Below are 21,040 nucleotides of genomic sequence, written 5' to 3'. Positions count from 1 at the left end.
AACAAAATTTGTTTGTATTATTGTGCCGCTCAGGCACCCACCTTGCAATGTATGGTGTAGCCGTAAAATATTAAATAAAAAACTACTACACAAAGAGACTATTATGAAAAAAACACTATTATCGATATCGCTTACATCTTTACTTGCCGCTACTTCATTGTTATCAACACCAGCATTAGCTGTTGAAGGTTTATCTGCTAATGTTGCCGCTAGTAGTAACTATATATGGCGTGGTGTTAGCCAAACAGACAATGCTGCAGCTATCTCTGGTGGTATCGACTATGCAGACGATTCTGGTTTTTATGCTGGGGCTTGGGCTTCAAATGTCGATTTTGGTGATGATGCCAGTGCTGAAGTAGACTTCTACTTAGGTTTTAGTGGTCAATTAAACAAAGATGTTAGTTATGATGTGGGGTATATTTATTACGCCTACCCTGACTCAGCACAGGCTGATAGTACTAACGAATATGATTTTGGTGAAATATATGGTGCTTTGGGTTATTCATATTTTTCACTTTCAGCAAGTTACGGAATTCATAACGACGACGGTGCTGCGTTTGCTGATGCCAGCTTATATATTTCAGCCGGTGCAGAGTTTGAAATAGCTGACGGTTTAACCTTAGCCTTTCATCTTGGTGATTATTCTTTTGATGACGCCATGATCGCAGAAGATTATAACGATTACAGTGTTAGCTTAAGTAAAGACGGCTTCACCTTTGCGGTATCTGATACTGATATCGATAATGATGATATGAAATTTGTCATTTCTTATGCTGTTGATATCGACTTATAAGCCCATTAAAGCCAGTAATAATGTTACTGGCTTTATCATATTTAATGACTATCTAAAGGCACAAGCTCTTACTGGCACCTTTAACAAGATAAAGCTTAATTGGTCTTTTGCAGTTTTTTGTCAAGATACATTTTACTATCAGCCATCGAAATTAATTTCTCTAAGCCTTTGGATTGTTGAGGAAATAACGCTAAACCAAAGGAAAACTTTAATGATAATTTATGTTTGCCGACATGGTAAATTTTCTCTTGCAGTTGATGGAATCGTTGGTTAATATTTTCTTTAGCGGTTGCCAATGTTTGAACTGTGTTTCCTTGCGCTAATAACAGCACAAATTCATCTCCGCCCCATCGACAACAAAAGTCTTCAGCACGTAAGGTGTTTTTTAAGTTAACCGCAAAAGCTTTTAACAGTTCATCACCAATATTATGACCGTAAGAATCATTAACACGTTTAAAGTCATCCAAGTCTATCATTACTAGACTGTAACAATCATTTCTGGTCAGTGTTGCAGAAAGTTTATCAAAATATGCCATTAAAGCGTATCGATTATCCAAGGTGGTTAACGAATCGTGAAAGGCTTGTTCAGTCAGTTTTTCATTAAGCACTTGAATATCGGTAATATCTGTCACTGTAACTGCTACAGATTTAACCTGGTCAGAATCACTATCAAAAACAGGTTGATAGGCGACTTTGAGAAAGAGCATTTGCTTTTTATTTTCTGAATAAAACCAGTCAGTATACGTTCTTATCTTGCCAGAAAAACATAAATCGAGCTCTTTCTTTACGACTTTATTAAACGCTTCTTCTCCTAAGACCGTCGTGACATGTTGGTTAATAATATCCGCTTTTTGCAAGCCCCATTTATGACTATACTGTTCATTAACCGATAGGTAATGATAGTTTTTATCGACCAAGGACAATAAATTATTCGAATGATCGACTAAATCGACAACAGATGAATCCTGTAGCAGTTCAGCGCTATATTCAATAAGGAAAAGAATTGGCTGTTTACTGATAATACTGACATACACTTCTATATTTTTTTTAATAAAACTAAAATGTGTTAAGCATTTATCATTAGAGCCTAAGGGCATATTAGAAAAATTGATAATGAATTCAGATAAGCTAACTTTACTGTCACATAATGCAAAGAAGTCGTCTCCTTCGTTAATATGATATTTATGTTTGATGTGTTTACTTCGACTAACTACAGTCCCTTGTTCATTAATAATTAAAGCTGGAAAGTTAACATAATTAAGTAAATCCGTATTCAATGGAAAATCCTTTTTCTACTGGTTATCAGTAAATTAGATAAATAATCGTCATATTAGACAAATATGCAATTTAGCATAGACTAGCTATATTTTCCTGTCAAAAATATATGCATTTTTTATGATTTATATCTACTTTACCCTGCTCTGTTAAACAGGTAATAATTGTTCATCCCCATCAAGTTCGTGATTACCTTAAAATAAGTTGCTCGTTCGATAGTGCTACAACCTACAGATAATAAGGATGAAATACATTTAGGATTGTTTTAGTGCGTAAAGTAAGCGATTATCATCTATCGCCCAACAAGAATATCATATGATGCCAACAGAAAACTTATCAAAAAAGTCAAACTCTTCAGATAGAAACAGTGGTTTTAAAGCGACCGCGAAAAGTGTCGGCGCCGCTTTTTTTGGCGTACAAAGTAATAAAAACCGAGATAGAGATTTTAGTGAAGGAAAGTTAAGCCACTTCATCATTGCCGGTGTAATAGGTGTCGCTATTTTTATTGGCGTGTTGTTTGCAGCCGTATCTTTAGTTTTACCTTAGTACAAGTAACTAAAATATTACTTGTAGAGTACGAGCAACTCTGCAACTTTATTACGCTTATTGGCCTTTTGACTAATAGTGCGCGACACTTGTATCGTTTTTTGCTTACTGGCATGCTGATATATTTTACGTGTCCAGATAGTGTCATGATTACTGATCAATACTGATATTTTATCTTGCTCAGTGATCTCTTCAGCAATATTAGCTAAGTCAGCTTGTTCATCCAAACCAAAGCCATTGCCAACATAACTGGTAAAACTAGCCGTTTTACTTAATGGTACATAGGGTGGATCACAGTAAATAACATCGCCACTTTTCGCCCTGGCAAATGTTTCGCGATAGCCTTCACAAACAAAAGTCGCTTTCTTGGCTTTTTCCGCAAAATATAACATTTCATTTTCAGGAAAATATGGACGTTTATACTTACCAAAGGGCACATTATAACCACCCGATTTATTATATCGACATAAGCCATTATAACCATGACGGTTCATATAAAGAAAAACCAGCGAACGAAAATAGCTGTCAGTACTCGCATTAAACTCTTTGCGTAACTGATAATAAACTTCAGATTGATTATATTCTGGCGTGAAGTATATCGCCGAATCTTTGATGAATTTTTGCGGATTTTCTTTAATAATATTATAGAGGTTGATTAAGTCTTGGTTTATATCATTTAACAAGTAATGGTCAAAATTACTGTTGAGAAATACCGAGCCAGCACCCACAAAAGGTTCTATTAAGCGATCCCCTTTGGGTAACATTTTGTTAATTACATCGCTGAGGCCATATTTTCCGCCAGCCCACTTTAAAAATGCTCGATGCTTTTTGATCATTTAACCGATTTGCCTTACAACTCATTATTTAAGTGCGAGGCTTAAATAGACGTTTAAAATAGAAAACGAATTGTATCCTGATTAGCTTATTATTGGGAGTCTTGATAAGCATTGATTTCATTATTAATTGCTTGAAGTGACTTTACCCACGGCTGATAGACTTTAATACTACTAGGCAGTAGCGTAACGGCCTTTTCTGCAGCCAAACGAGTGTTAAAAACCTCAGAGGTTATCATCAGCATAGGTTGTTGGTTAAACAGTCGGTAGTAGCTTTTAATGTTGAGCCCCTTAAAATCAGGTAAAAACTCTTGATATACTGAAAGACGAGTAAAACCGGCAATTTGAATAACAAAGCCAGTTTGTGCGCTTATATAATAATTGGCTTGGGTGTCAATACCTTCAATCGAGCTTGCTGTGCCCTTTTTCGCTATTAGATTTGCTTGCATAAGTGGTTGAGTAACTTGTGTAGTCACTACATTTTCAGGTTTTTTAGTGGCTAGTACGTCTATTGCAATTTTTTCTGATATTGAGGTATCTGAGGCCTTATTTTCAGTAAGCGCTTTTTTATCAAGAAACGATTCAAAGCGCTTAACTTTATTAGTCAGTATTGAGTCTCTCGAATCAGCTACGTAATGTTCCTTATGAATAATCGCTTGAACTATATCAGTTGGCTCTGCCGGTAGACTAATTAGGGTTTTTACCGTTTGTTCAGGTGCGGTTAAAGAAAGAAATATATCTGCACTTTTTGCTGACACACTAACCTTTTTATTGTTATAAGCTGAAATGATACTAGTCGAGTTTGCTGGCACCGCTTGCAATTTAAGCTGAGTATCGACACTAAAAACATCTTGTTGAAACAACCAATAACCTGTTGACCCTAAACAAATCACGAAACTGATAAAAATTAAGGTCCATTGAGTGAAACGGCTAAATTGAAAAAATGACGTTCTCACTTTGAATGCTTTTGAGTTAAGGGTTAATAACTGGCCTGTTTCTCCAGATAAAACCGATATTTTTTTATGGAACAGTGATTTATTTTGTGCCAGTAAAAGTCCGGCTTTTGGCGTGCCAAGCATAAGGACACTGATCGCATAATTGGCTTTTTTAGCAATGTCAGTTAATTGACATAATTCATGTAAAATTTGTACAGACAGAAACTGGGCATGCTCGATGACAATATCAATGGTTTGCTTTTCTTGCTTAGATAAATTAATCAAGCTAACAGCCAATGACTGCTCCGGATCAAATAGAGTATCAGCGAAAAGTTGCTCAACAATACGGCAACGAATTTGAATGTCGTTTAATTTAGGTGAGATTGCGATAAAAGCAGCATTGTGATCATTACCCAAAGAGCCAAGAAACTGACTCGCTACTTGAGAATAAACATTGGCATCTTGGTCAACGACCAAAACAGCATGCTTTGAAAAGCGTAAAATATAATCAACACGCGCATTAGCGCTAATGGTGGTTACACTTTGTGGAGCATTATATTCTGTGGCATGTGCTTGTGCAGACATGTTTCACCTGTTCTGTATTAAAAATTACAGAATTTGTTGAAGCATCTCCTCACTAATATCATCACGCATTTCTGATTGACCAATAGCTGTGGGTACGATTAAACGTAATACACCCGCCAAATTCTTTTTGTCACGACGCATGTGACAAATAAATTCTTCAAAGCCCATACTTTCAGGAGCTATTAGTGGTAAATCAAACGCGGCAATTAATGTTTCTATACGACGAAGATCTGACGCTTCAAGCAAATTCATTGCGACTGATAACTTAGAGGCAAGTACCATGCCAGTAGCGACTGCTTCGCCATGAAGCCAGTTACCGTAACCTTGATCGGCTTCGATAGCATGGCCAAAAGTATGGCCTAAATTTAATAATGCCCGCACGCCTGATTCGGTTTCGTCAGCCGCAACAATATCTGCTTTGCATTGGCAGCAAGTTTTAACCATTTCAATTAGCGTATTTTTATCCGCTGATTTTATTTTTTCAATGTTGTTTTCTAACCAAGTAAAAAAATCACCATCGCCTAAGATACCGTACTTAATCACTTCAGCCATACCGGCATTAAATTCGCGGATGGGTAAAGTGCTTAGGCTGTCAATATCAATAAGAACGGCTTTCGGCTGGTAGAAAGCGCCAATCATATTTTTACCTAAAGGATGATTAACCGCTGTTTTCCCACCGACAGAAGAATCGACTTGAGAAAGTAAGGTTGTCGGGACTTGAATAAAGTTAATCCCGCGTTGGTAACATGCGGCAGCAAAGCCGGTAATATCACCAATAACACCGCCGCCTAAAGCGATCAATGTCGAATCTCGTCCATGACCATTGGCAAGTAGGTGTGACATGATCACATCAAAGTTTGCCAGTGATTTTTGGGCTTCACCGTCAGGCAATATAATTTCGTCAACTTGGAAAGCACTTAGTTTTGCTTTTAAAGTAGCAAGATATAACGGCTTAACAATATTGTTAGAAACAATACAGACTCGTTTACCACGGATATGTTGAGTAAGCAGACTATTATTAGTTAATAGCCCACTATCAATATAGATCGGGTAACTGCGTGTGCCGAGTTCAACATTTAGCGTTGTCATTTTAGGATCTTTTTTTGAGTGCCTAGCCGCTTTTAGAAATCTAAGCGCTCAACAATTTTATGGGCAACAACTTTAGCACTTTGATCATCCGTTTTTACAATAACGTCAGCAATTTCTTCATATAAAGGATTGCGTTCTATTGCTAGATTCTCAAGTACTGTGCGTGGCTCTTCAGAGGTTTGCAACAATGGACGTTTTCGGTCACGCTGCGTACGAGCCACTTGCTTGTCGATAGTTGTTTCTAAGTAGACAACTATGCCTCGTGCTGATAAGCGATTACGTACCTGTGTACTGATCACTGAACCACCACCAGTCGCTAAAACAATACCTTGTTTTTCACTTAGGTCTTCAATTACACCTTCTTCTCTTTTGCGAAAGCCTTCTTCGCCTTCAAGATCAAAAACCCATGCGATATCTGCACCTGTTCGGCGCTCTATTTCCTGATCAGAGTCAAAAAACTCAAGATGTAGCCTATCAGCTAATTCTCTACCAATTGTACTTTTACCAGCGCCCATAGGGCCGATAAGGAAAATATTACGTTTTTCTGCCATTAGATTAACTTCAGCTCGTATAAATAATTACGTTTACAAATATGAGGGAACCCCCTCCGAAAATTTTGAGGGCGTAATTATCGCAATTGTTCGGTGTACATTGCAAGTTAACTAAGACGAAAATAAAATGAAATTACTCAGTAACTCACAAAGTTGTTTAAAAACGCTCAGTTACGATGCGTGGTGTGACAAAAATTAATAATTCTTTTTTCTCATTAAAGTTGTTGCTATTTCTAAATAGCCAACCAAAATAGGGAATATCGCCTAAAACAGGAACTTTCGATACCGTACTGATAATAGCTTGTTGATAAATACCGCCAAGTACAATCGTTTCACCATTATTAACTAACACTTGTGTACCGATACGCTGAGTGTCAATTGCCGGTGCTTGGCCACTTTGTACATCAGAGACAGTATCTTGAGTAACGACTAAATCAAGAATAATGCGATCGTCTGGAGTAATGTGTGGTGTTACCGTTAAACTCAGCACCGCTTTTTTGAATTGGGTCGACGTCGCGCCACTTGAAGATGCCTCTTGGTAGGGTATTTCGACCCCTTGCTCAATATAGGCTTGTTTTTGATTTGCAGTAGTAATTCTTGGGCTAGCAATGATTTCACCCTTATTTTCTTTCTCCATCGCACTCAATTCAAGATCTAATATAGTTCCATCGGCTAATCGCGCCACTTGAAAAGCAATACTACCGGCAGGGTTTGCTACCGGTAAGTTAACATTTAATCGGTCGGCTAAATTAGGAACCAGGCCACTTGCTGCAGAATTAGCTCCCTCTAATGAGCCAGAACCGGCATATTCACCATCGGTATCGGTAACACCCCAGCGTATGCCTAACTCTTCATTAATACTGTCTTTTACGGTTACCATACGTGCTTCTATAATAACTTGGCGTACGGGGATATCTAAAACATTTACCATACGTTTTATATCTTCGATACTTTTCGCGGTATCACGAATTAATAAGGTATTTGTCCGCTCATCAACACTGACACTACCACGTGTTGATAAAATGCTATTTTCATCATTTTTAATTAAGTTAGCAAAGTCTGTTGCCTTAGCGTAATTTACTTGTACATATTCTGAGTATAACGGTGCGAGCTCAGCAACTTGCTGCTTAGCTTGTAAATCACGGGCTTCGCGTGCAGAAAGCTCATCGCTTGGAGCAACCATCAATATGTTGCCTTCCATACGCTTATCTAAGCCTTTAACTTTTAATATAATATCAAGGGCCTGATCCCAGGGCACGCCATCTAAACGTAAAGTTACATTTCCAGATACACTATCGCTGGTCACTAAATTAAAGCCATTGTAATCGGCGATTATTTGTAAAACCGTTCGAACAGGAATGTCTTGAAAATTTAAGGAAATAGCGCGACCACTAAAGTCGGCATCTTCTTCTAAATAACCAGGCGCTTTATCGTTTTTAACGACCGTCAATGAAAAAACATTATTAAGCTGTTGGTGCTTGAAGGTAAAATCACTATTGATATCAACAATAAACTTTGCATTACGACCATCTCTAAATGTTTCAATGCCGGTGACTAAGGTACCAAAGTCAGTAACATCTAACTTGTAAAGTAGGTCGTCAATAATCTGGGTGTTATGGAATTCAATATACAGCTTGCCAAGTTTGTCAGCCACATCTACGGCAACCATACTGTCATCAAGATAAACGAGTATTTGCGCTTCATCATTTTCACCATTTCGAAAATCTATCGAATCAATGTTGTTAATAAAGTTATTGCCTAATGGGTTGATATTTGTGACCGGTGAATCGTCAACTCCCTTATTAAGGATTAAGGAGAAGATCTTGCCATTTTGCTTAATATCAAATACTGAGAGTTGATTTAAATGCACAGTAGCAACAACTTGCCCAGCTAATTTTTGCACACTAACATGGCTAACACCTGCATGTTCAACCGTGGTTTTTAATAGCTCTTCATTAAACTCATCTGCATCAAAGGTGATGGTTATTTGAGCAGGGTTCATCGCCGTTTTCATTACCGGCTGATTAACAATTTTTTCAGTGAGTTCAAACTGCAACTCTATTTCATCATTCTGTAAAGTATTATATTTAATACCGATTAGATCACTAGACCATGCTGAAAAAGCCAAAGAATAGAGCATCACTGCTGTGATAACACTTTGCGTTACCGTTAATGTAACTGACTGATGACGTTTCATTTTATTAAATAGCAACATTACTTCCCTTGCCCCTCTGTACCTGATTTGACCATTTTAAGCGTCGTTTCACGTTCTACCCAACAACCAGCGCCATCAGGAATTAATTCTATAACTTTAACATCAAATGAGTTTACCATTGAAATGCGACCATGGTTCAGTCCTAAATAACTTCCAACAGCCACTCTATGTAAAGTGGCATCAGAAGCTTCAACAAGTGCCCAAATAATCTCTTGTTCCCCTAAAGTTCCTCGCATTGATAAATTGCTGAGCGGATACTTTTCCAAGGGTTGTTTACGTCGACGAGGATCTGGACTTAAACATCCTGACATTTGTTGGATTTTCTGCTGAATGGCTTCCGCTTCTGGTTTATCAAATGGACTACGTAATGCTTGCGCTGAATAGTCAAAATGACCAAACTTTGAAATTACCGGCATAGGTTCGATGATATTAGGTGTATTTTCGTGCACCTTCGCTATGTGGGTACGCAAGTCACTGGTATCATCAAAACAACCAGTGGTGCCAATAATAATCGTGAGAAATAAGACTGATTTTTTCATTTTTCTTCAGCCTCACGATAACGATAAGTTTTTGCTTGTAGTTTTAAACCCAATAAACCATTTTCCATATTATTAATATCGACATCAAAATCATGCAAAGTAACAATACGAGGTAACCCGGCAATTTTACTAACAAAGTTACCAAACTCATGATATGAACCAACCACTTCAATATCAATAGGAAGTTCAATATAAATTTCACGGGTTATTTCTGGCTGCCAATTGAGTTTGACAAATTTCAGCCCACTCGTGGTTCCAACAAACGTTATATCGTCAAGTAAGCCAGGCGTTTCATGGCTTTCAGGCAGACTTCTTAATTGATTGGCAAATAAGGCCTCGGCTTCTTTCATTTGCTGTTCAAATAATTCTAAATTAGCAGCCACATGATATTTAATTTGATATTGGCTTTTAAGTGAGACTTCTTCCGCCACGTAATTATCAAGAGTCGTTATTTTATCACTGATTAATAAAAAATAACCTAACACCAAAACCACGATAGCGATAAAAACGGCTAATGTTACTTTGGCTGCTTTTGGCCATTGCCCAACATTATCAGCCTCTAAGCCTTCAAATTGTTCAAAGAATTGAGTTAAATCTATGTTCATGATTTATCTCCGTTAGTGATCACTTTTCCGTCATCTCCACTATTTAATAAGCCTTTAATACGCACCCGCATTTTAAAGTCACTCAATAATTTATTTTTTGCTTCATTGGTCGTAATAGATTCTAAAATTGCATCGGTGAATAACAGCGAGCGCTCTATTTCACGGATCATATTTGCTAAATGGTTATTCGACTCACTTTTTCCAATAATTTTAATACTGTTGCCCTGTTTTTCAAGACGAGTCAAATAAACACCATTTGGCACGACTTTGGCTATTTCATCAAAAACTTGGGTACCTACATTCCGGCTTCGCTGGAGTTGTTCGACCACTTGAGTTCTTTTTTGTAATTCTTTTTTCTTCTCTTTTAAGTCTTTGATTTTTATAATACGGGCGTCTAAAAGACCAATTTCTGTTTTTAAAAACTGATTACGTGAATTTTGACCATCAATACGCATTTGATAAAATTGACTAATAATAAAAACCAGTGCAAAGGCGATTACGGCAACAATGGTAAGTAGGGTGAAATACTCTCGTTGTTGTGCTTTTTCAGCTTCTTCACGCCATGGGAGTAAATTTATAAATGCCATGAAACAAAGCTCCTCAATGCTAAACCTGCCGCTACCATATATTGAGCGGCGGTTTTATCTAACACGTCTTTATCTACAGTGTCGGCAACGGTCATCGATTTAAAAGGGTTAGCAATAATAGTATGGATACCTAATTCTTCGGTTAACAAGGCTTCAAGACCTTCAACATTAGCACTACCACCGGAAATAATAAGATAATCTATTTTCTTTTTTCCGCTTGAGGTTAAGAACATTTGTATCGCCCGACGAATTTGCTGTGTAAAAATGGTATGAAACGGCCCTAAAACTTCAAAGGTATAATTAGGCGGTAAGTCATTCGTTATTTTGGCATGCTCGGCTTCTTCAAAAGTTTGATTGTAATACGAAACAATTGAACGTGTGTATTGTTCGCCGCCAAAGAGTTGATCACGGCTATAAATATGTGCGCCGGCATCAGTCACAGAAAATAAGGTCATTACCGCGCCAACATCAACTATAGCAACCGTTTTATCTTTAGCATCATCGGGTAATTGCGATAAACTCAGATCGTAGGCACGACTAACCGCATATGACTCAACATCAATAACCTTAGTTTGAAATCCCCCCAACTCTAAAGCGGCAACTCTCGCTTCTACTGATTCGGTTCGAGCAGCACTTAATAAAACATTAACCTTGGTGGGGTCTGATTCATTAATATCGAGTTTTTCAAAATCTAAACTCACTTCATCTAAAGGGTAAGGAATTAAGCTATCGGCTTCAATTTCAATTTGACTGGCAAGCTCGTACTCAGACAAATTGACATCCATATAGATAACTTTAGTAATAACGGTTTGTCCAGAAACGGCTGCCGCAGCTTGATGAACTGAAGAGGCAATTTCTTTTCTAATTTTAGTAACAACTTTGCCAACAGCATCGATGTCTTGAATTTCTCGGTCAATAATAGCGCCACGGGGCATAAGCTCTGTTGCCAAGGCTTCAAGTACATACCCGTCATCATCTTGACTTAACAAAACCGCTTTTACTGCATGAGAACCAATATCAATACCAACTATTAAAGATGTGTTCTTTTTAAAAAGACTGCTGAGCATAACATCCTACTAATATGAGTAAATTAACCAATAACGACACAATTTAAATAAATAAATCAAAATAAACTTTATTGCATTGCTATATATTAGGCACAAACCTGAGATAAATACATTTATTGCATGCTTTTACAGGATATACTAGTGTTATTAATCGTTTTTTTGTCCAATATTGAGAGAAAAATTTAGTGCTTTTATTTAAACGTCTCATAAAAGTAGGGCTAATTTTTATATTTTTAGCTTGTTTATCTTTAGCCGCTTTATATTTATCAATGCGCAGTGAATTACCCAGCGTCACCTCACTAAAAGACATGCAATGGCAAACGCCAATGCAAATCTTTAGTGCTGATAATAAGTTAATTAATCAGTTTGGCGAGAAAAAACGCATCCCTTTAAAGCTTAATGAATTCCCACAACAACTGATTAATGCCATTTTAGCCAGTGAAGACGATCGCTTTTATTCACATTTTGGTGTCGACCCGATAGGAATGGGCAGAGCGGTACTCGGTAAACTGATGGGACAAAACAAAGGGGGTGCAAGTACCATTACCATGCAAGTGGCACGAAATTTTTTCTTATCCTCTGAAGTAACCTACACCCGAAAAATCCGTGAAATATTTTTAACTTTTCATATTGAAAGTCTCCTGACAAAAGATGAAATACTTGCCCTGTACATGAACAAAATCCCCTTAAGTCATCGTAGCTTTGGTTTTGGCGCGGCGGCACAAGTCTATTACGGTAAAGATGTTAAAGACTTAACTCTGGCACAAATAGCTGTGCTTGCTGGCTTGCCTAAAGCACCTTCTAACAGAAACCCTATTAGCTCGCCTAGAAACGCCAAAGCTAATCGTGCCATTGTTTTACAGCGTATGTATAGTGCAGGATATATTAATTCAGCAGAGTTAGCGCAAGCAAACCAAGCGCCTATCTCCGGTAAAAGGCACAGTATAGAGATCGAGTTGAATGCGCCTTATATAGCAGAAATGGCACATCAAGAGATGGTAGATCTTTACGGAAAAGAACTTGCTTATACCGGTGGTTATAATGTTTATTTAACCGTTGATTCAACCCTTCAAAGCGCGGCACAAAAAGCGGTTATCAACAATCTCCTTTCCTATGATTTACGCCATGGTTATCGTGGCGCTGTGGTTTCTTTACGTCCAGAGCTAGCTAAAAACGAAAATGTTATCGATCAAACAGCTGAGCTCAGCGATGAGGAAGTCATCGAAGCGCTTAACAAAATAGATAATTATCAAACACTTTTCCCTGCGGTGATCACCGATGTTGCTGAACAATCAGCGACGATTAAATTTTTAAGTCATCAAGAAAATACTCAGACCATTTTACAAGAAGGCGAAATTTTATGGCAAGGTATGTCATGGGCTCGCGAATTTATTAATGATGAAAAACAAGGTGCTGCACCTAAGGTTGCCAGTGAAATACTTAACTATGGTGATCTTGTATTTGTTATTAAAACCGCACAAGGTTTTACATTAAGTCAGCTACCCGAAGTCAGTTCTGCTCTTGTCTCTTTATCAACAGACAATGGTGCGATAAAAGCAGCAATTGGCGGTTTTAGCTTTCAACAAAGCCAATTTAATCGAGTCACACAAGCCAAACGCCAAGTCGGCTCTAACATCAAGCCCTTCATTTACTCAGCAGCGTTAGATAATGGCTTTACCTTAGCCACACTGGTAAATGATGCGCCAATTAACCAGTGGGATCAAAGTTCAGGTGTTGTTTGGCGGCCAGAGAACTCTCCCCCTATCTATAACGGTGACATTCGTGTCCGCTTAGCATTAGCACAATCTAAAAATGTCATCGCCGTACGTCTATTAAGAGCGGTCGGTCTAGATAACATCATTCCTCATTTAGCGGCTTTTGGCTTTGTACCAAACGATTTACCTCGAAACGAGTCACTTGCGCTGGGCTCTGCGTCTTTAACACCTTTAGAAGTTGCTACCGGATTTGCAACTTTTGCTAATGGCGGTTATTTAATTAGACCCTATTTGATTGATAGAATAGAAGACTCATTTGGTAAGATTCTCTTTCAAGCCAACCCAGCAATGGCCTGTGATCCCTGTTCACTAGAAAATAAACAACAAGATATTGATAATATTTTAGACCCGTTTGACCTTTTACCTAAAAAAGAAACACCTCCACTTATTAAAGCTGAGCGAGTGATTAGTGCACAGAATGCCTTTTTGGTAACACAGGCATTGAATGCGGCAATTTGGGGTTCAGACTACCAAATGAAACCGTTTTGGCGAGGTACAGGATGGCGGGCGCAAACATTAAAACGACATGATATTGCAGGAAAGACAGGGACAACAAACCAATCAAAAGATGCTTGGTTTTCTGGCTTTAGTCGCCGATTAGTCACAACGTCTTGGGTCGGTTTTGATGATCCTAGCAGAAATTTAGGTAGAACCCGTTATAATAGTAATCTAGATAAATACCAAGTTACTGGTGGCGAAGCTGGCGCAAAATCTGCTCAACCAGCTTGGATCGACTTTATGGCAGTAGCATTAGCTGCTCATCCCGAAGAACCTTTTATTCAACCTGTTGATATAGTGTCGGTACGCATTGATAAAAGTACCGGTAAACTGACCAATAAAACCGATAAAACGAGTTTTTTTGAATATTTTCAGTTTGGCACTGCGCCAACGGAATCGGTAACGCAAGACAATAGTAGTGAGATACTTGATGGCTCGCGTATTTTTGATGAGAGTAGTAATGATGATATTTTTTAATTAAGCGATAACTTTCTAGTCATATCATTAGTCGCCTATCAAATGTAAGTGATCTCTGTGCTGTAATTTATTGTTATTATCAACTTTTGTCTTTTATAACTTTCATTTGCAACTTATTTCTTACAAAACAAAACATTTTTTTAATTGTTTTATCTCTTTTATAAAAATAAATTTACTTTAGATTATGTGAATCAACGTCATAATCTAAAGCTTTATTGTTCATACAAAGTAAAAAAATAAAACAATAACTTACTGTATTAAAAGAATTAAAATAAATTTCCATTGACCTAATAACAAAATATTTAATCTAAATATTTGATGACCTCTAATTTGCCCCCCCTACTATAAATGAAAGTTATAGTGAAAACTTTCACAACGAAAGAAATTTTACTTTCGTTTTGCCTAATAATCGCCTAAAATTGCGACCTCAAACATGTTTAACACACACAAATGTTCACCGTCATACTTTTAGGAGAGTATTCGCTATGGCTTCTTTAGAAAGCTCAATTGATTTATCTGTATATGGCATCAATGATGTTGCCGAGATTGTTTACAACCCTTCTTATGAGTTACTCTTTGCTGAAGAAACAAAGTCTGAACTTACCGGTTTTGATAAAGGCATAGAAACCGAGCTTGGCGCGGTTAACGTCGATACAGGTATTTTTACTGGCCGTTCACCTAAAGATAAGTATATTGTTCGCGATGATACTAGCCGTGATACGGTTTGGTGGTCTGACCAAGGTAAGAACGATAACAAACCAATGACTCAAGAAACATGGGATCATTTAAAGACTTTAGTAACTACCCAGCTTTCTAAACAGCGTTTATTTGTCGTTGATACCTACTGTGGAGCAAATGCCGATACTCGTTTAAAGGTTCGCTTTATCACACAAGTTGCGTGGCAAGCTCACTTTGTTAAAAACATGTTTATTCGCCCTTCAGATGAAGAGTTAAAAGATTACGAACCCGATTTCATCGTAATGAATGGTGCTAAAACAACTAACGATAAATGGCAAGAACAAGGTCTTAACTCTGAAAACTTTGTTGCCTTTAACCTCACTGAAAAAATTCAATTAATCGGCGGTACTTGGTACGGCGGAGAAATGAAAAAAGGTATGTTCTCAATGATGAACTACCTATTACCTTTAAAAGGTATTGCTTCAATGCACTGTAGTGCAAACGTTGGTGAAGAAGGTGATGTTGCGATATTTTTCGGCTTGTCGGGTACAGGTAAAACAACACTTTCTACTGACCCTAAACGTCAACTTATCGGCGATGATGAACATGGCTGGGATGATAATGGCGTTTTCAACTTTGAAGGTGGTTGTTACGCTAAAACAATCAACTTAAGCAAAGAAAATGAACCTGACATTTACAATGCGATTCGTCGTAATGCATTATTAGAAAATGTTAGCGTTGATGAGCATGGTAAAATTGATTTTGACGATAACTCAAAAACTGAAAACACCCGTGTTTCATACCCTATTGATCACATTGAAAATATCGTTAAGCCAATTTCTCGTGCTGGCCATGCTAAAAAAGTTATTTTCTTAACTGCCGATGCTTTTGGTGTATTACCACCCGTTTCAAAATTAACACCTGCACAAACTGAATATTATTTTTTGTCTGGTTTTACCGCAAAACTAGCCGGAACTGAACGTGGTATTACCAAGCCTACGCCAACATTCTCAAGTTGTTTTGGCGCAGCCTTCCTAAGCTTGCATCCTACTCAGTATGCTGAAGTTCTACGTAAACGTATGCAAGCCGTTGGTGCTGAGGCTTACTTAGTTAACACCGGTTGGAATGGTACGGGTAAACGTATCTCAATAAAGGCTACTCGTGCGATTATTGATTCGATTCTAGATGGTTCCATAGATAGCGCTGAAACTACTGTTTTACCCTTATTTAATTTAGAAATTCCAACTAGCGTTTCAGGTGTTGAAGGCGATATTCTCGACCCTCGTGATACTTACACAGATAAAGAAGAGTGGAACACTAAAGCAGAAGATTTAGCTAAGCGCTTTGTTAAAAACTTTACTAAGTTTACTGATACTGACAATGGTAAATCATTAGTCGATGCTGGACCTCAGCTATAACGACTTAATGTTTTAATGTTATACCTAAAAAGCCGCTGAACTGCACGTTCAGCGGCTTTTTTATGTTCAGGATGAACGGTATAACGTGGTGCCATGGATGGCAAAGAACGTATATGTTCAGGATGAATATTCTTAGGCATCCTGCCTTCATGGCATCAGTCCATTTTGCAACGTGACGGTTAATATTTGAATTTCAAAAAATTTACTTAATCGGTAATAAAACCTTGGCTGATAAACCGCCTTCTACGCGGTTAGTTAACAGAACATCGCCACCATGGGTATTCACTATTTTCTTTATTATCGCTAAGCCTAAACCACTCCCTTCTCCGCCACGCGCTTCATCCCCTTGGGTAAAAGGTTGGAACAAACGTTCTATATCTTCTTCAGGAATACCAGGACCGGTGTCAAACACACAGAAATAAACTGACTTTTTATCCGCTGACATTCCCGTAGTAATCTCGATGTCACCATCAGAGTAGCGCAAGGCATTTTGGATAATATTAGCAACAGCTCTTTTCATCGCGACAAAACGTAGCGGTATTGCAGGCAATTCTTCCTCAGAAAAATTTATTTGCCGACCATAAATAAGTTCAGTTTGCATAACATCATGAATTAAATGATTAAGATCGCAAAGCTCAGACTTATCTTTACTGTTATGGCGAATGTAGTCGATAAACTGATCAATAATACTGTTCATATCATCAATATCGCCTTCAATACCCTCTTTTAAAAACTCATCTTGTGTTGACATCATCTCCGCCGCAAGGCGAATTCTGGTTAATGGCGTGCGTAAATCATGAGAAATGCCGGCCATCAATAAGTTACGGTCGTCTTCAAGCTGTTTTATACCTCGAGACATATGATTAAAAGCTTGAGTTACCGCAACAATTTCAGTGGTACCTAACTCGGCCAATGGCTGAGGAAACTCGCCACGGCCAACATCTTCTGCGGCTTTTTGCAGTGCTTTTAAAGGACGATTTATTTGCCGAACAAACAACCAACCGCCAATGACACTCAATAGGCCCAGAAACATTAACACCACAGTAAGCGGAGAAAAGTTTGCTTCTTCTAGACCTGAAAGGGGAATTCTGATCCAATAATGTGGCGCTTGCGGAGGCCTGATCCAGAATATATATTGCTCCCCTCCTTGGGTCAATCTCAGTTCAGCATCGCCGTCAAGTAATTTTGACATCTCTTTAGAGCGATGAGCAAGATAGGTAGCTTCTGCCAGCCCTGACGATAATGCGTCGCTTTCACGATAAACTTCAATACCCGTTTTTTCTTGAAACGATGTTGAGAATGCCTTTCTAAGCAGATCATCATCAATATCAATAAGCACAACCCGTACTTGTTTTGCTAATAACTCATTGGTTAGTTGAGTATTAGGTTGGATGATGTAATAAACCATAGATACCCAAGAAACAACTTGATTAATCAACAGCAAAAAACCAATCAAGAGTACAGTTTGACCAAAGGCACTACGTGGTAATATTTTCATGGTTTACATCCATAGTAGGGTCTTAGCTGATATAAGGTACGTGACCGTCTAAAATGCACTAATTAACTTCTTTACCTTCAGGTACAAAAACGTAACCTAAACCCCAAACCGTTTGAATATAACGAGGTTTAGCCGGATCTACTTCTAACATTCTTCTTAAACGTGAAACCTGTACATCAATACTACGCTCTAAAGCTGAATAATCACGACCACGCGCTAAATTCATCAGTTTATCACGAGAAAGTGGCTCTCTCGGGTGAGTGATCAGGGCTTTTAAAACAGCAAATTCGCCACTGGTTAAAGGCATATTAATATCACCTTTTACCATCTCTCTAGTTGCAAGGTTAAGTTGATACTCACCAAAAGAAACAATGTTTTCTTCTTGTGAAGGAGCGCCAGGGGCTTCTTGTACCCTACGTCTTAATACGGCTTTAATTCGTGCTAATAATTCTCTTGGATTAAAAGGTTTTGGCATATAATCATCAGCACCGAGTTCCAAACCAATAATACGATCAACCTCATCACCTTTTGCTGTTAGCATGACAATCGGCATATCATTGGATTGTTGGCGTAAACGACGACATATAGATAAGCCATCTTCACCAGGTAACATCAAATCTAAGACTAACAAGTGAAAGTTCTCTCTTTCAAGTAAACGATCCATTTGCTCTGAGCTCGCTGCAGTACGCACTGCAAAACCTTGTTCAACTAAATATCGCTCTAAAAGCGCTCGAAGGCGCATATCATCATCAACTACTAATATCTTTTTAGTTTCATTACTCATCGGGGGTCATCCTATAACAATCATCCGTTCACTATAATCTAAAAAAAGTAATAATAAAGCTGCTGTTAAGAATTAAAGTTAAGGTATTTGTTACAATTTATGAAATTTGCCGGTTTACAGGCATAAGGAGATATAACAACTAACCTCTATGACCAAGTATAATATTTGAGATTATCAACCATCAAATGAGATAGAAGCTTATTATCATTTTTATTACTATCGAGATGTGATTATTTCTGTCGCTAAGCGGAAGTTAATATTTAAAAATTTTGACAAAAAATTTATCTATGTTTGATTTATAGCGGACATGGCTGAACAATAAAACTACACTGATAATTCCCCAATAGCAGACATTCCCCATAGCTAAAAATATCAGACTTTGATGAGAACTTTGTGCCAACAAGTCGTTCATTCTGCGTCTGAGCTAAACCACCATTGTGGTCATAGGATATTAGCTGATCCTTACGTCAACTAATAGCCAATTGCGGACATTAAGCCTTTGCAAATTCAGGAGCATATTTAGGGTAATATTAGCCAAGATTTTCTACTCGTCTTTGTGACGTGTTTAAGGCTTGAGTTCAAAGTCACTAACAACGGATAAAACTCCGTTAGTACGCATTTATTAAGTTTAATTACCTTGTTTTATTCGAAATCCGTTAATATCAACGAACATAGTTTATCGCCTAAAATCAACATCTTGAACTTGTAGTAATACCAACGGACAACATATCAAACCTACTGATTACAAGTCAGTTGCTAGGTGGTAGATAGGTCTTGAATACACTGGTCTATAGTGGTGTTCATATGATTAGTTGCAATAATTAGCACCACTAAGTTTTGATGAATTACACTACTAAAATACGTATTTTACGTGGTTTAAGTATGAATATTTTTGAGGTTTATATCAGGTTGAAGATGAAATTCAATCATCAACTGATACTAATTTAAATTACAGCTTGTCAATAATATATAGAAAACCAACTGGTTGATGAGCTATTTTGGTGTCGAGTTATTTTACAATGTTACCTTGCTAAAACCTGCGTAATCCACCATCTTTTTGAAATTGTTTGATATTTTTATATTGGTATGTTTTTTGTATTAAATTACTAAATTACTATTTTAACGATCACCTACCAAATTATATGAAAAGGGATTAAAAGGAATAACAAATGAAATTTAAATTTTTGAAAGCTGCACTCGTTAGTACTATTTTAGTTGTCAGTAGTTTTGCTAATGCCGGCTTAATAACATTCAACGATAGAGCGTCATTCGAGGCCTACATTGGTGGCGAAATCACTGATAATTTGGAGTCCGCAGGAACAAGCCGAGGGAGCTCTACTCATACAGTAGGGAGCAATGACTTTTCTTGGACTATGAACGATTACAACTGCGAAGATGGAGACGGGTGCAGCGCAAGTTTCGGTGGTACGACTAATAACAGTCCTATGATGCAGTCGGCTGACGATGATTTTATATGGACATATAACAACGGAGCATTCAATTTCACATCAGGAATATCATCGTTTGGTCTGCAGTTTGGTTCACATTATGGTAATTCTGCGGTGACGTTAAATGGAATGAACTCTGGCATACAGGTGTCTGGCTCTTTCTTTGGAATTGCGTCTGATGACAACTCGTTATTTAATTCGGTTTCGTACGCAAAGTCATTAAGTTATGGATCGTTTGATGATGTTACTTACAGTCGTTCTAATCAATCTAGAGATGTACCAGAGCCATCTACACTTGCTATTTTTGCATTAGGTATGATTGGTTTAGCATCACGTCGATTTAAGAAACAATCTTAATAATTTAAAATTGTTTGATTATAGGAAACACTGGTTGTAATGATTGGTGTTTTTTTGTATCTGATGATTGGTAAAAATATTCGACACCTAATGATTCTTTAACAGTGATTTTCATTAAAAATAATAGCATAGGATACATAATCCTTTGCTATGACGTATATGTAAAAGCCTTCAGGCACTTTAACTGATTATTTGGCACTACGGGTGTCATTTTTATAGTTTTTGACAAACAATCATCCATACATAACCTATCCTTTTTACGAATAATTGTCGAAATGGTCGCAATTAAATTAGCAATGGCTAATGTCCTGTTTCGTATCTTTGGTGACATTAGTTTCAGGTTATTCTTTAGGCCTTCAATTAGCCAAAAGCTGACATTAGCTTTTGTATATTCTTAATCATATTTAGCAGAACACTAGCTAGGGCTTTCTGCTTGTCTGTGAGACGGATTTAAGAAAATCACTGACGTTGAATAACTATGAGTAGC

Annotated in this window: 18 protein-coding genes; 5 read left to right on the top strand and 13 right to left on the bottom strand. The window is 37.6% G+C overall.

Features of this window, described 5'->3' with window-relative positions; genetic code table 11:
- Positions 1–103 precede the first annotated feature (103 nt).
- Positions 104–793 carry a TorF family putative porin gene (locus tag ESZ26_RS16755; protein ID WP_146800664.1) on the top strand — a complete coding sequence of 230 codons (690 nt, stop codon included), beginning with the start codon at positions 104–106 and terminating at the stop codon, positions 791–793.
- 95 nt (positions 794–888) lie between these two features.
- Here the strand turns inward: ESZ26_RS16755 and ESZ26_RS16750 are convergent, their stop codons facing one another.
- A complete protein-coding gene (locus ESZ26_RS16750; RefSeq protein ID WP_146800662.1) occupies positions 889–2,070 on the bottom strand; it encodes a sensor domain-containing diguanylate cyclase in 1,182 nt (393 codons plus the stop codon).
- A gap of 313 nt (positions 2,071–2,383) precedes the next feature.
- Here ESZ26_RS16750 and ESZ26_RS16745 point away from each other — a divergent pair, with 313 nt between their 5' ends.
- Complete coding sequence (locus tag ESZ26_RS16745) at positions 2,384–2,614, top strand: DUF2970 domain-containing protein (protein WP_223271695.1); 231 nt, start codon at positions 2,384–2,386, stop codon at positions 2,612–2,614.
- Positions 2,615–2,631: 17 nt separating this feature from the next.
- Here ESZ26_RS16745 and ESZ26_RS16740 read toward each other — a convergent pair whose 3' ends face one another.
- The 9 genes from ESZ26_RS16740 to ESZ26_RS16700 all read right to left on the bottom strand — a co-directional run bounded on the left by ESZ26_RS16740 (position 2,632) and on the right by ESZ26_RS16700 (position 11,620).
- Positions 2,632–3,450: a Dam family site-specific DNA-(adenine-N6)-methyltransferase gene (locus ESZ26_RS16740; RefSeq protein ID WP_211361238.1), complete on the bottom strand. Its 819-nt coding sequence runs from the start codon at positions 3,448–3,450 to the stop codon at positions 2,632–2,634.
- Between the two features lie 89 nt (positions 3,451–3,539).
- On the bottom strand, positions 3,540–4,967 hold the full coding sequence (locus ESZ26_RS16735; RefSeq protein WP_146800661.1) for an SPOR domain-containing protein: 1,428 nt from the start codon (positions 4,965–4,967) through the stop codon (positions 3,540–3,542).
- A gap of 24 nt (positions 4,968–4,991) precedes the next feature.
- Positions 4,992–6,056 carry a 3-dehydroquinate synthase gene (aroB, locus tag ESZ26_RS16730; RefSeq protein WP_146800659.1) on the bottom strand — a complete coding sequence of 355 codons (1,065 nt, stop codon included), beginning with the start codon at positions 6,054–6,056 and terminating at the stop codon, positions 4,992–4,994.
- Positions 6,057–6,088: 32 nt separating this feature from the next.
- The gene (aroK, locus tag ESZ26_RS16725) at positions 6,089–6,607 is read right to left on the bottom strand and encodes a shikimate kinase AroK (RefSeq protein WP_070375650.1); all 519 of its coding nucleotides are present in this window, start codon (positions 6,605–6,607) and stop codon (positions 6,089–6,091) included.
- A gap of 157 nt (positions 6,608–6,764) precedes the next feature.
- The gene (locus ESZ26_RS16720; protein ID WP_211361237.1) at positions 6,765–8,822 is read right to left on the bottom strand and encodes a type IV pilus secretin PilQ; all 2,058 of its coding nucleotides are present in this window, start codon (positions 8,820–8,822) and stop codon (positions 6,765–6,767) included.
- Positions 8,822–9,361 carry a pilus assembly protein PilP gene (locus ESZ26_RS16715; RefSeq protein WP_146800657.1) on the bottom strand — a complete coding sequence of 180 codons (540 nt, stop codon included), beginning with the start codon at positions 9,359–9,361 and terminating at the stop codon, positions 8,822–8,824. The genes ESZ26_RS16720 and ESZ26_RS16715 overlap by 1 nt, the downstream gene beginning before the upstream one ends.
- On the bottom strand, positions 9,358–9,966 hold the full coding sequence (locus ESZ26_RS16710) for a type IV pilus inner membrane component PilO (RefSeq protein WP_146800655.1): 609 nt from the start codon (positions 9,964–9,966) through the stop codon (positions 9,358–9,360). Before ESZ26_RS16710 ends, ESZ26_RS16715 begins: the two co-directional genes overlap by 4 nt.
- Entirely contained in the window at positions 9,963–10,553 is a 591-nt protein-coding gene (locus ESZ26_RS16705; protein WP_146800653.1) for a PilN domain-containing protein, read from the bottom strand. Before ESZ26_RS16705 ends, ESZ26_RS16710 begins: the two co-directional genes overlap by 4 nt.
- Positions 10,541–11,620: a pilus assembly protein PilM gene (locus ESZ26_RS16700; protein WP_146800651.1), complete on the bottom strand. Its 1,080-nt coding sequence runs from the start codon at positions 11,618–11,620 to the stop codon at positions 10,541–10,543. The genes ESZ26_RS16705 and ESZ26_RS16700 overlap by 13 nt, the downstream gene beginning before the upstream one ends.
- A 185-nt stretch (positions 11,621–11,805) precedes the next feature.
- Here ESZ26_RS16700 and ESZ26_RS16695 point away from each other — a divergent pair, with 185 nt between their 5' ends.
- Both ESZ26_RS16695 and pckA read left to right on the top strand, forming a co-directional pair.
- Positions 11,806–14,370 (top strand): penicillin-binding protein 1A, encoded by a 2,565-nt coding sequence (locus ESZ26_RS16695; protein WP_146800649.1) that lies wholly within the window; start codon positions 11,806–11,808, stop codon positions 14,368–14,370.
- 485 nt (positions 14,371–14,855) lie between these two features.
- The gene (pckA, locus tag ESZ26_RS16690; RefSeq protein ID WP_146800647.1) at positions 14,856–16,466 is read left to right on the top strand and encodes a phosphoenolpyruvate carboxykinase (ATP); all 1,611 of its coding nucleotides are present in this window, start codon (positions 14,856–14,858) and stop codon (positions 16,464–16,466) included.
- Here pckA and ESZ26_RS19285 read toward each other — a convergent pair.
- From ESZ26_RS19285 to ompR, 3 genes are all read right to left on the bottom strand, one after another.
- Positions 16,457–16,606, bottom strand: coding sequence for a hypothetical protein (locus ESZ26_RS19285; protein ID WP_170246406.1), 150 nt, complete (start codon positions 16,604–16,606; stop codon positions 16,457–16,459). The genes pckA and ESZ26_RS19285 overlap by 10 nt on opposite strands.
- A gap of 62 nt (positions 16,607–16,668) precedes the next feature.
- Complete coding sequence (envZ, locus tag ESZ26_RS16685) at positions 16,669–17,964, bottom strand: two-component system sensor histidine kinase EnvZ (protein ID WP_146800645.1); 1,296 nt, start codon at positions 17,962–17,964, stop codon at positions 16,669–16,671.
- A gap of 58 nt (positions 17,965–18,022) precedes the next feature.
- Entirely contained in the window at positions 18,023–18,748 is a 726-nt protein-coding gene (ompR, locus tag ESZ26_RS16680; RefSeq protein WP_070375641.1) for an osmolarity response regulator transcription factor OmpR, read from the bottom strand.
- A 1,169-nt stretch (positions 18,749–19,917) separates the two neighbouring features.
- On the opposite strand from ompR, the gene ESZ26_RS16675 reads away from it, so the two are divergent.
- Positions 19,918–20,553 carry a PEP-CTERM sorting domain-containing protein gene (locus tag ESZ26_RS16675; protein WP_146800643.1) on the top strand — a complete coding sequence of 212 codons (636 nt, stop codon included), beginning with the start codon at positions 19,918–19,920 and terminating at the stop codon, positions 20,551–20,553.
- Positions 20,554–21,040 lie beyond the last annotated feature (487 nt).

Origin of the sequence: Colwellia hornerae (assembly GCF_007954355.1) — a bacterium.
Lineage (GTDB): Bacteria > Pseudomonadota > Gammaproteobacteria > Enterobacterales > Alteromonadaceae > Colwellia_A > Colwellia_A hornerae.
Note: the sequence above shows the minus strand (reverse complement) of the source record. Positions and strands in the feature narration are given on the sequence as shown.

Coding starts and splice junctions, on each gene's coding strand:
- ESZ26_RS16755 (WP_146800664.1), top strand. CDS start 104: ATGAAAAAAACACTATTATCGATATCGCTTACATCTTTACTTGCCGCT.
- ESZ26_RS16745 (WP_223271695.1), top strand. CDS start 2,384: ATGATGCCAACAGAAAACTTATCAAAAAAGTCAAACTCTTCAGATAGA.
- ESZ26_RS16740 (WP_211361238.1), bottom strand. CDS start 3,450: ATGATCAAAAAGCATCGAGCATTTTTAAAGTGGGCTGGCGGAAAATAT.
- ESZ26_RS16735 (WP_146800661.1), bottom strand. CDS start 4,967: ATGTCTGCACAAGCACATGCCACAGAATATAATGCTCCACAAAGTGTA.
- aroB (WP_146800659.1), bottom strand. CDS start 6,056: ATGACAACGCTAAATGTTGAACTCGGCACACGCAGTTACCCGATCTAT.
- aroK (WP_070375650.1), bottom strand. CDS start 6,607: ATGGCAGAAAAACGTAATATTTTCCTTATCGGCCCTATGGGCGCTGGT.
- ESZ26_RS16720 (WP_211361237.1), bottom strand. CDS start 8,822: ATGTTGCTATTTAATAAAATGAAACGTCATCAGTCAGTTACATTAACG.
- ESZ26_RS16715 (WP_146800657.1), bottom strand. CDS start 9,361: ATGAAAAAATCAGTCTTATTTCTCACGATTATTATTGGCACCACTGGT.
- ESZ26_RS16710 (WP_146800655.1), bottom strand. CDS start 9,966: ATGAACATAGATTTAACTCAATTCTTTGAACAATTTGAAGGCTTAGAG.
- ESZ26_RS16705 (WP_146800653.1), bottom strand. CDS start 10,553: ATGGCATTTATAAATTTACTCCCATGGCGTGAAGAAGCTGAAAAAGCA.
- ESZ26_RS16700 (WP_146800651.1), bottom strand. CDS start 11,620: ATGCTCAGCAGTCTTTTTAAAAAGAACACATCTTTAATAGTTGGTATT.
- pckA (WP_146800647.1), top strand. CDS start 14,856: ATGGCTTCTTTAGAAAGCTCAATTGATTTATCTGTATATGGCATCAAT.
- ESZ26_RS19285 (WP_170246406.1), bottom strand. CDS start 16,606: ATGCCTAAGAATATTCATCCTGAACATATACGTTCTTTGCCATCCATG.
- envZ (WP_146800645.1), bottom strand. CDS start 17,964: ATGAAAATATTACCACGTAGTGCCTTTGGTCAAACTGTACTCTTGATT.
- ompR (WP_070375641.1), bottom strand. CDS start 18,748: ATGAGTAATGAAACTAAAAAGATATTAGTAGTTGATGATGATATGCGC.
- ESZ26_RS16675 (WP_146800643.1), top strand. CDS start 19,918: ATGAAATTTAAATTTTTGAAAGCTGCACTCGTTAGTACTATTTTAGTT.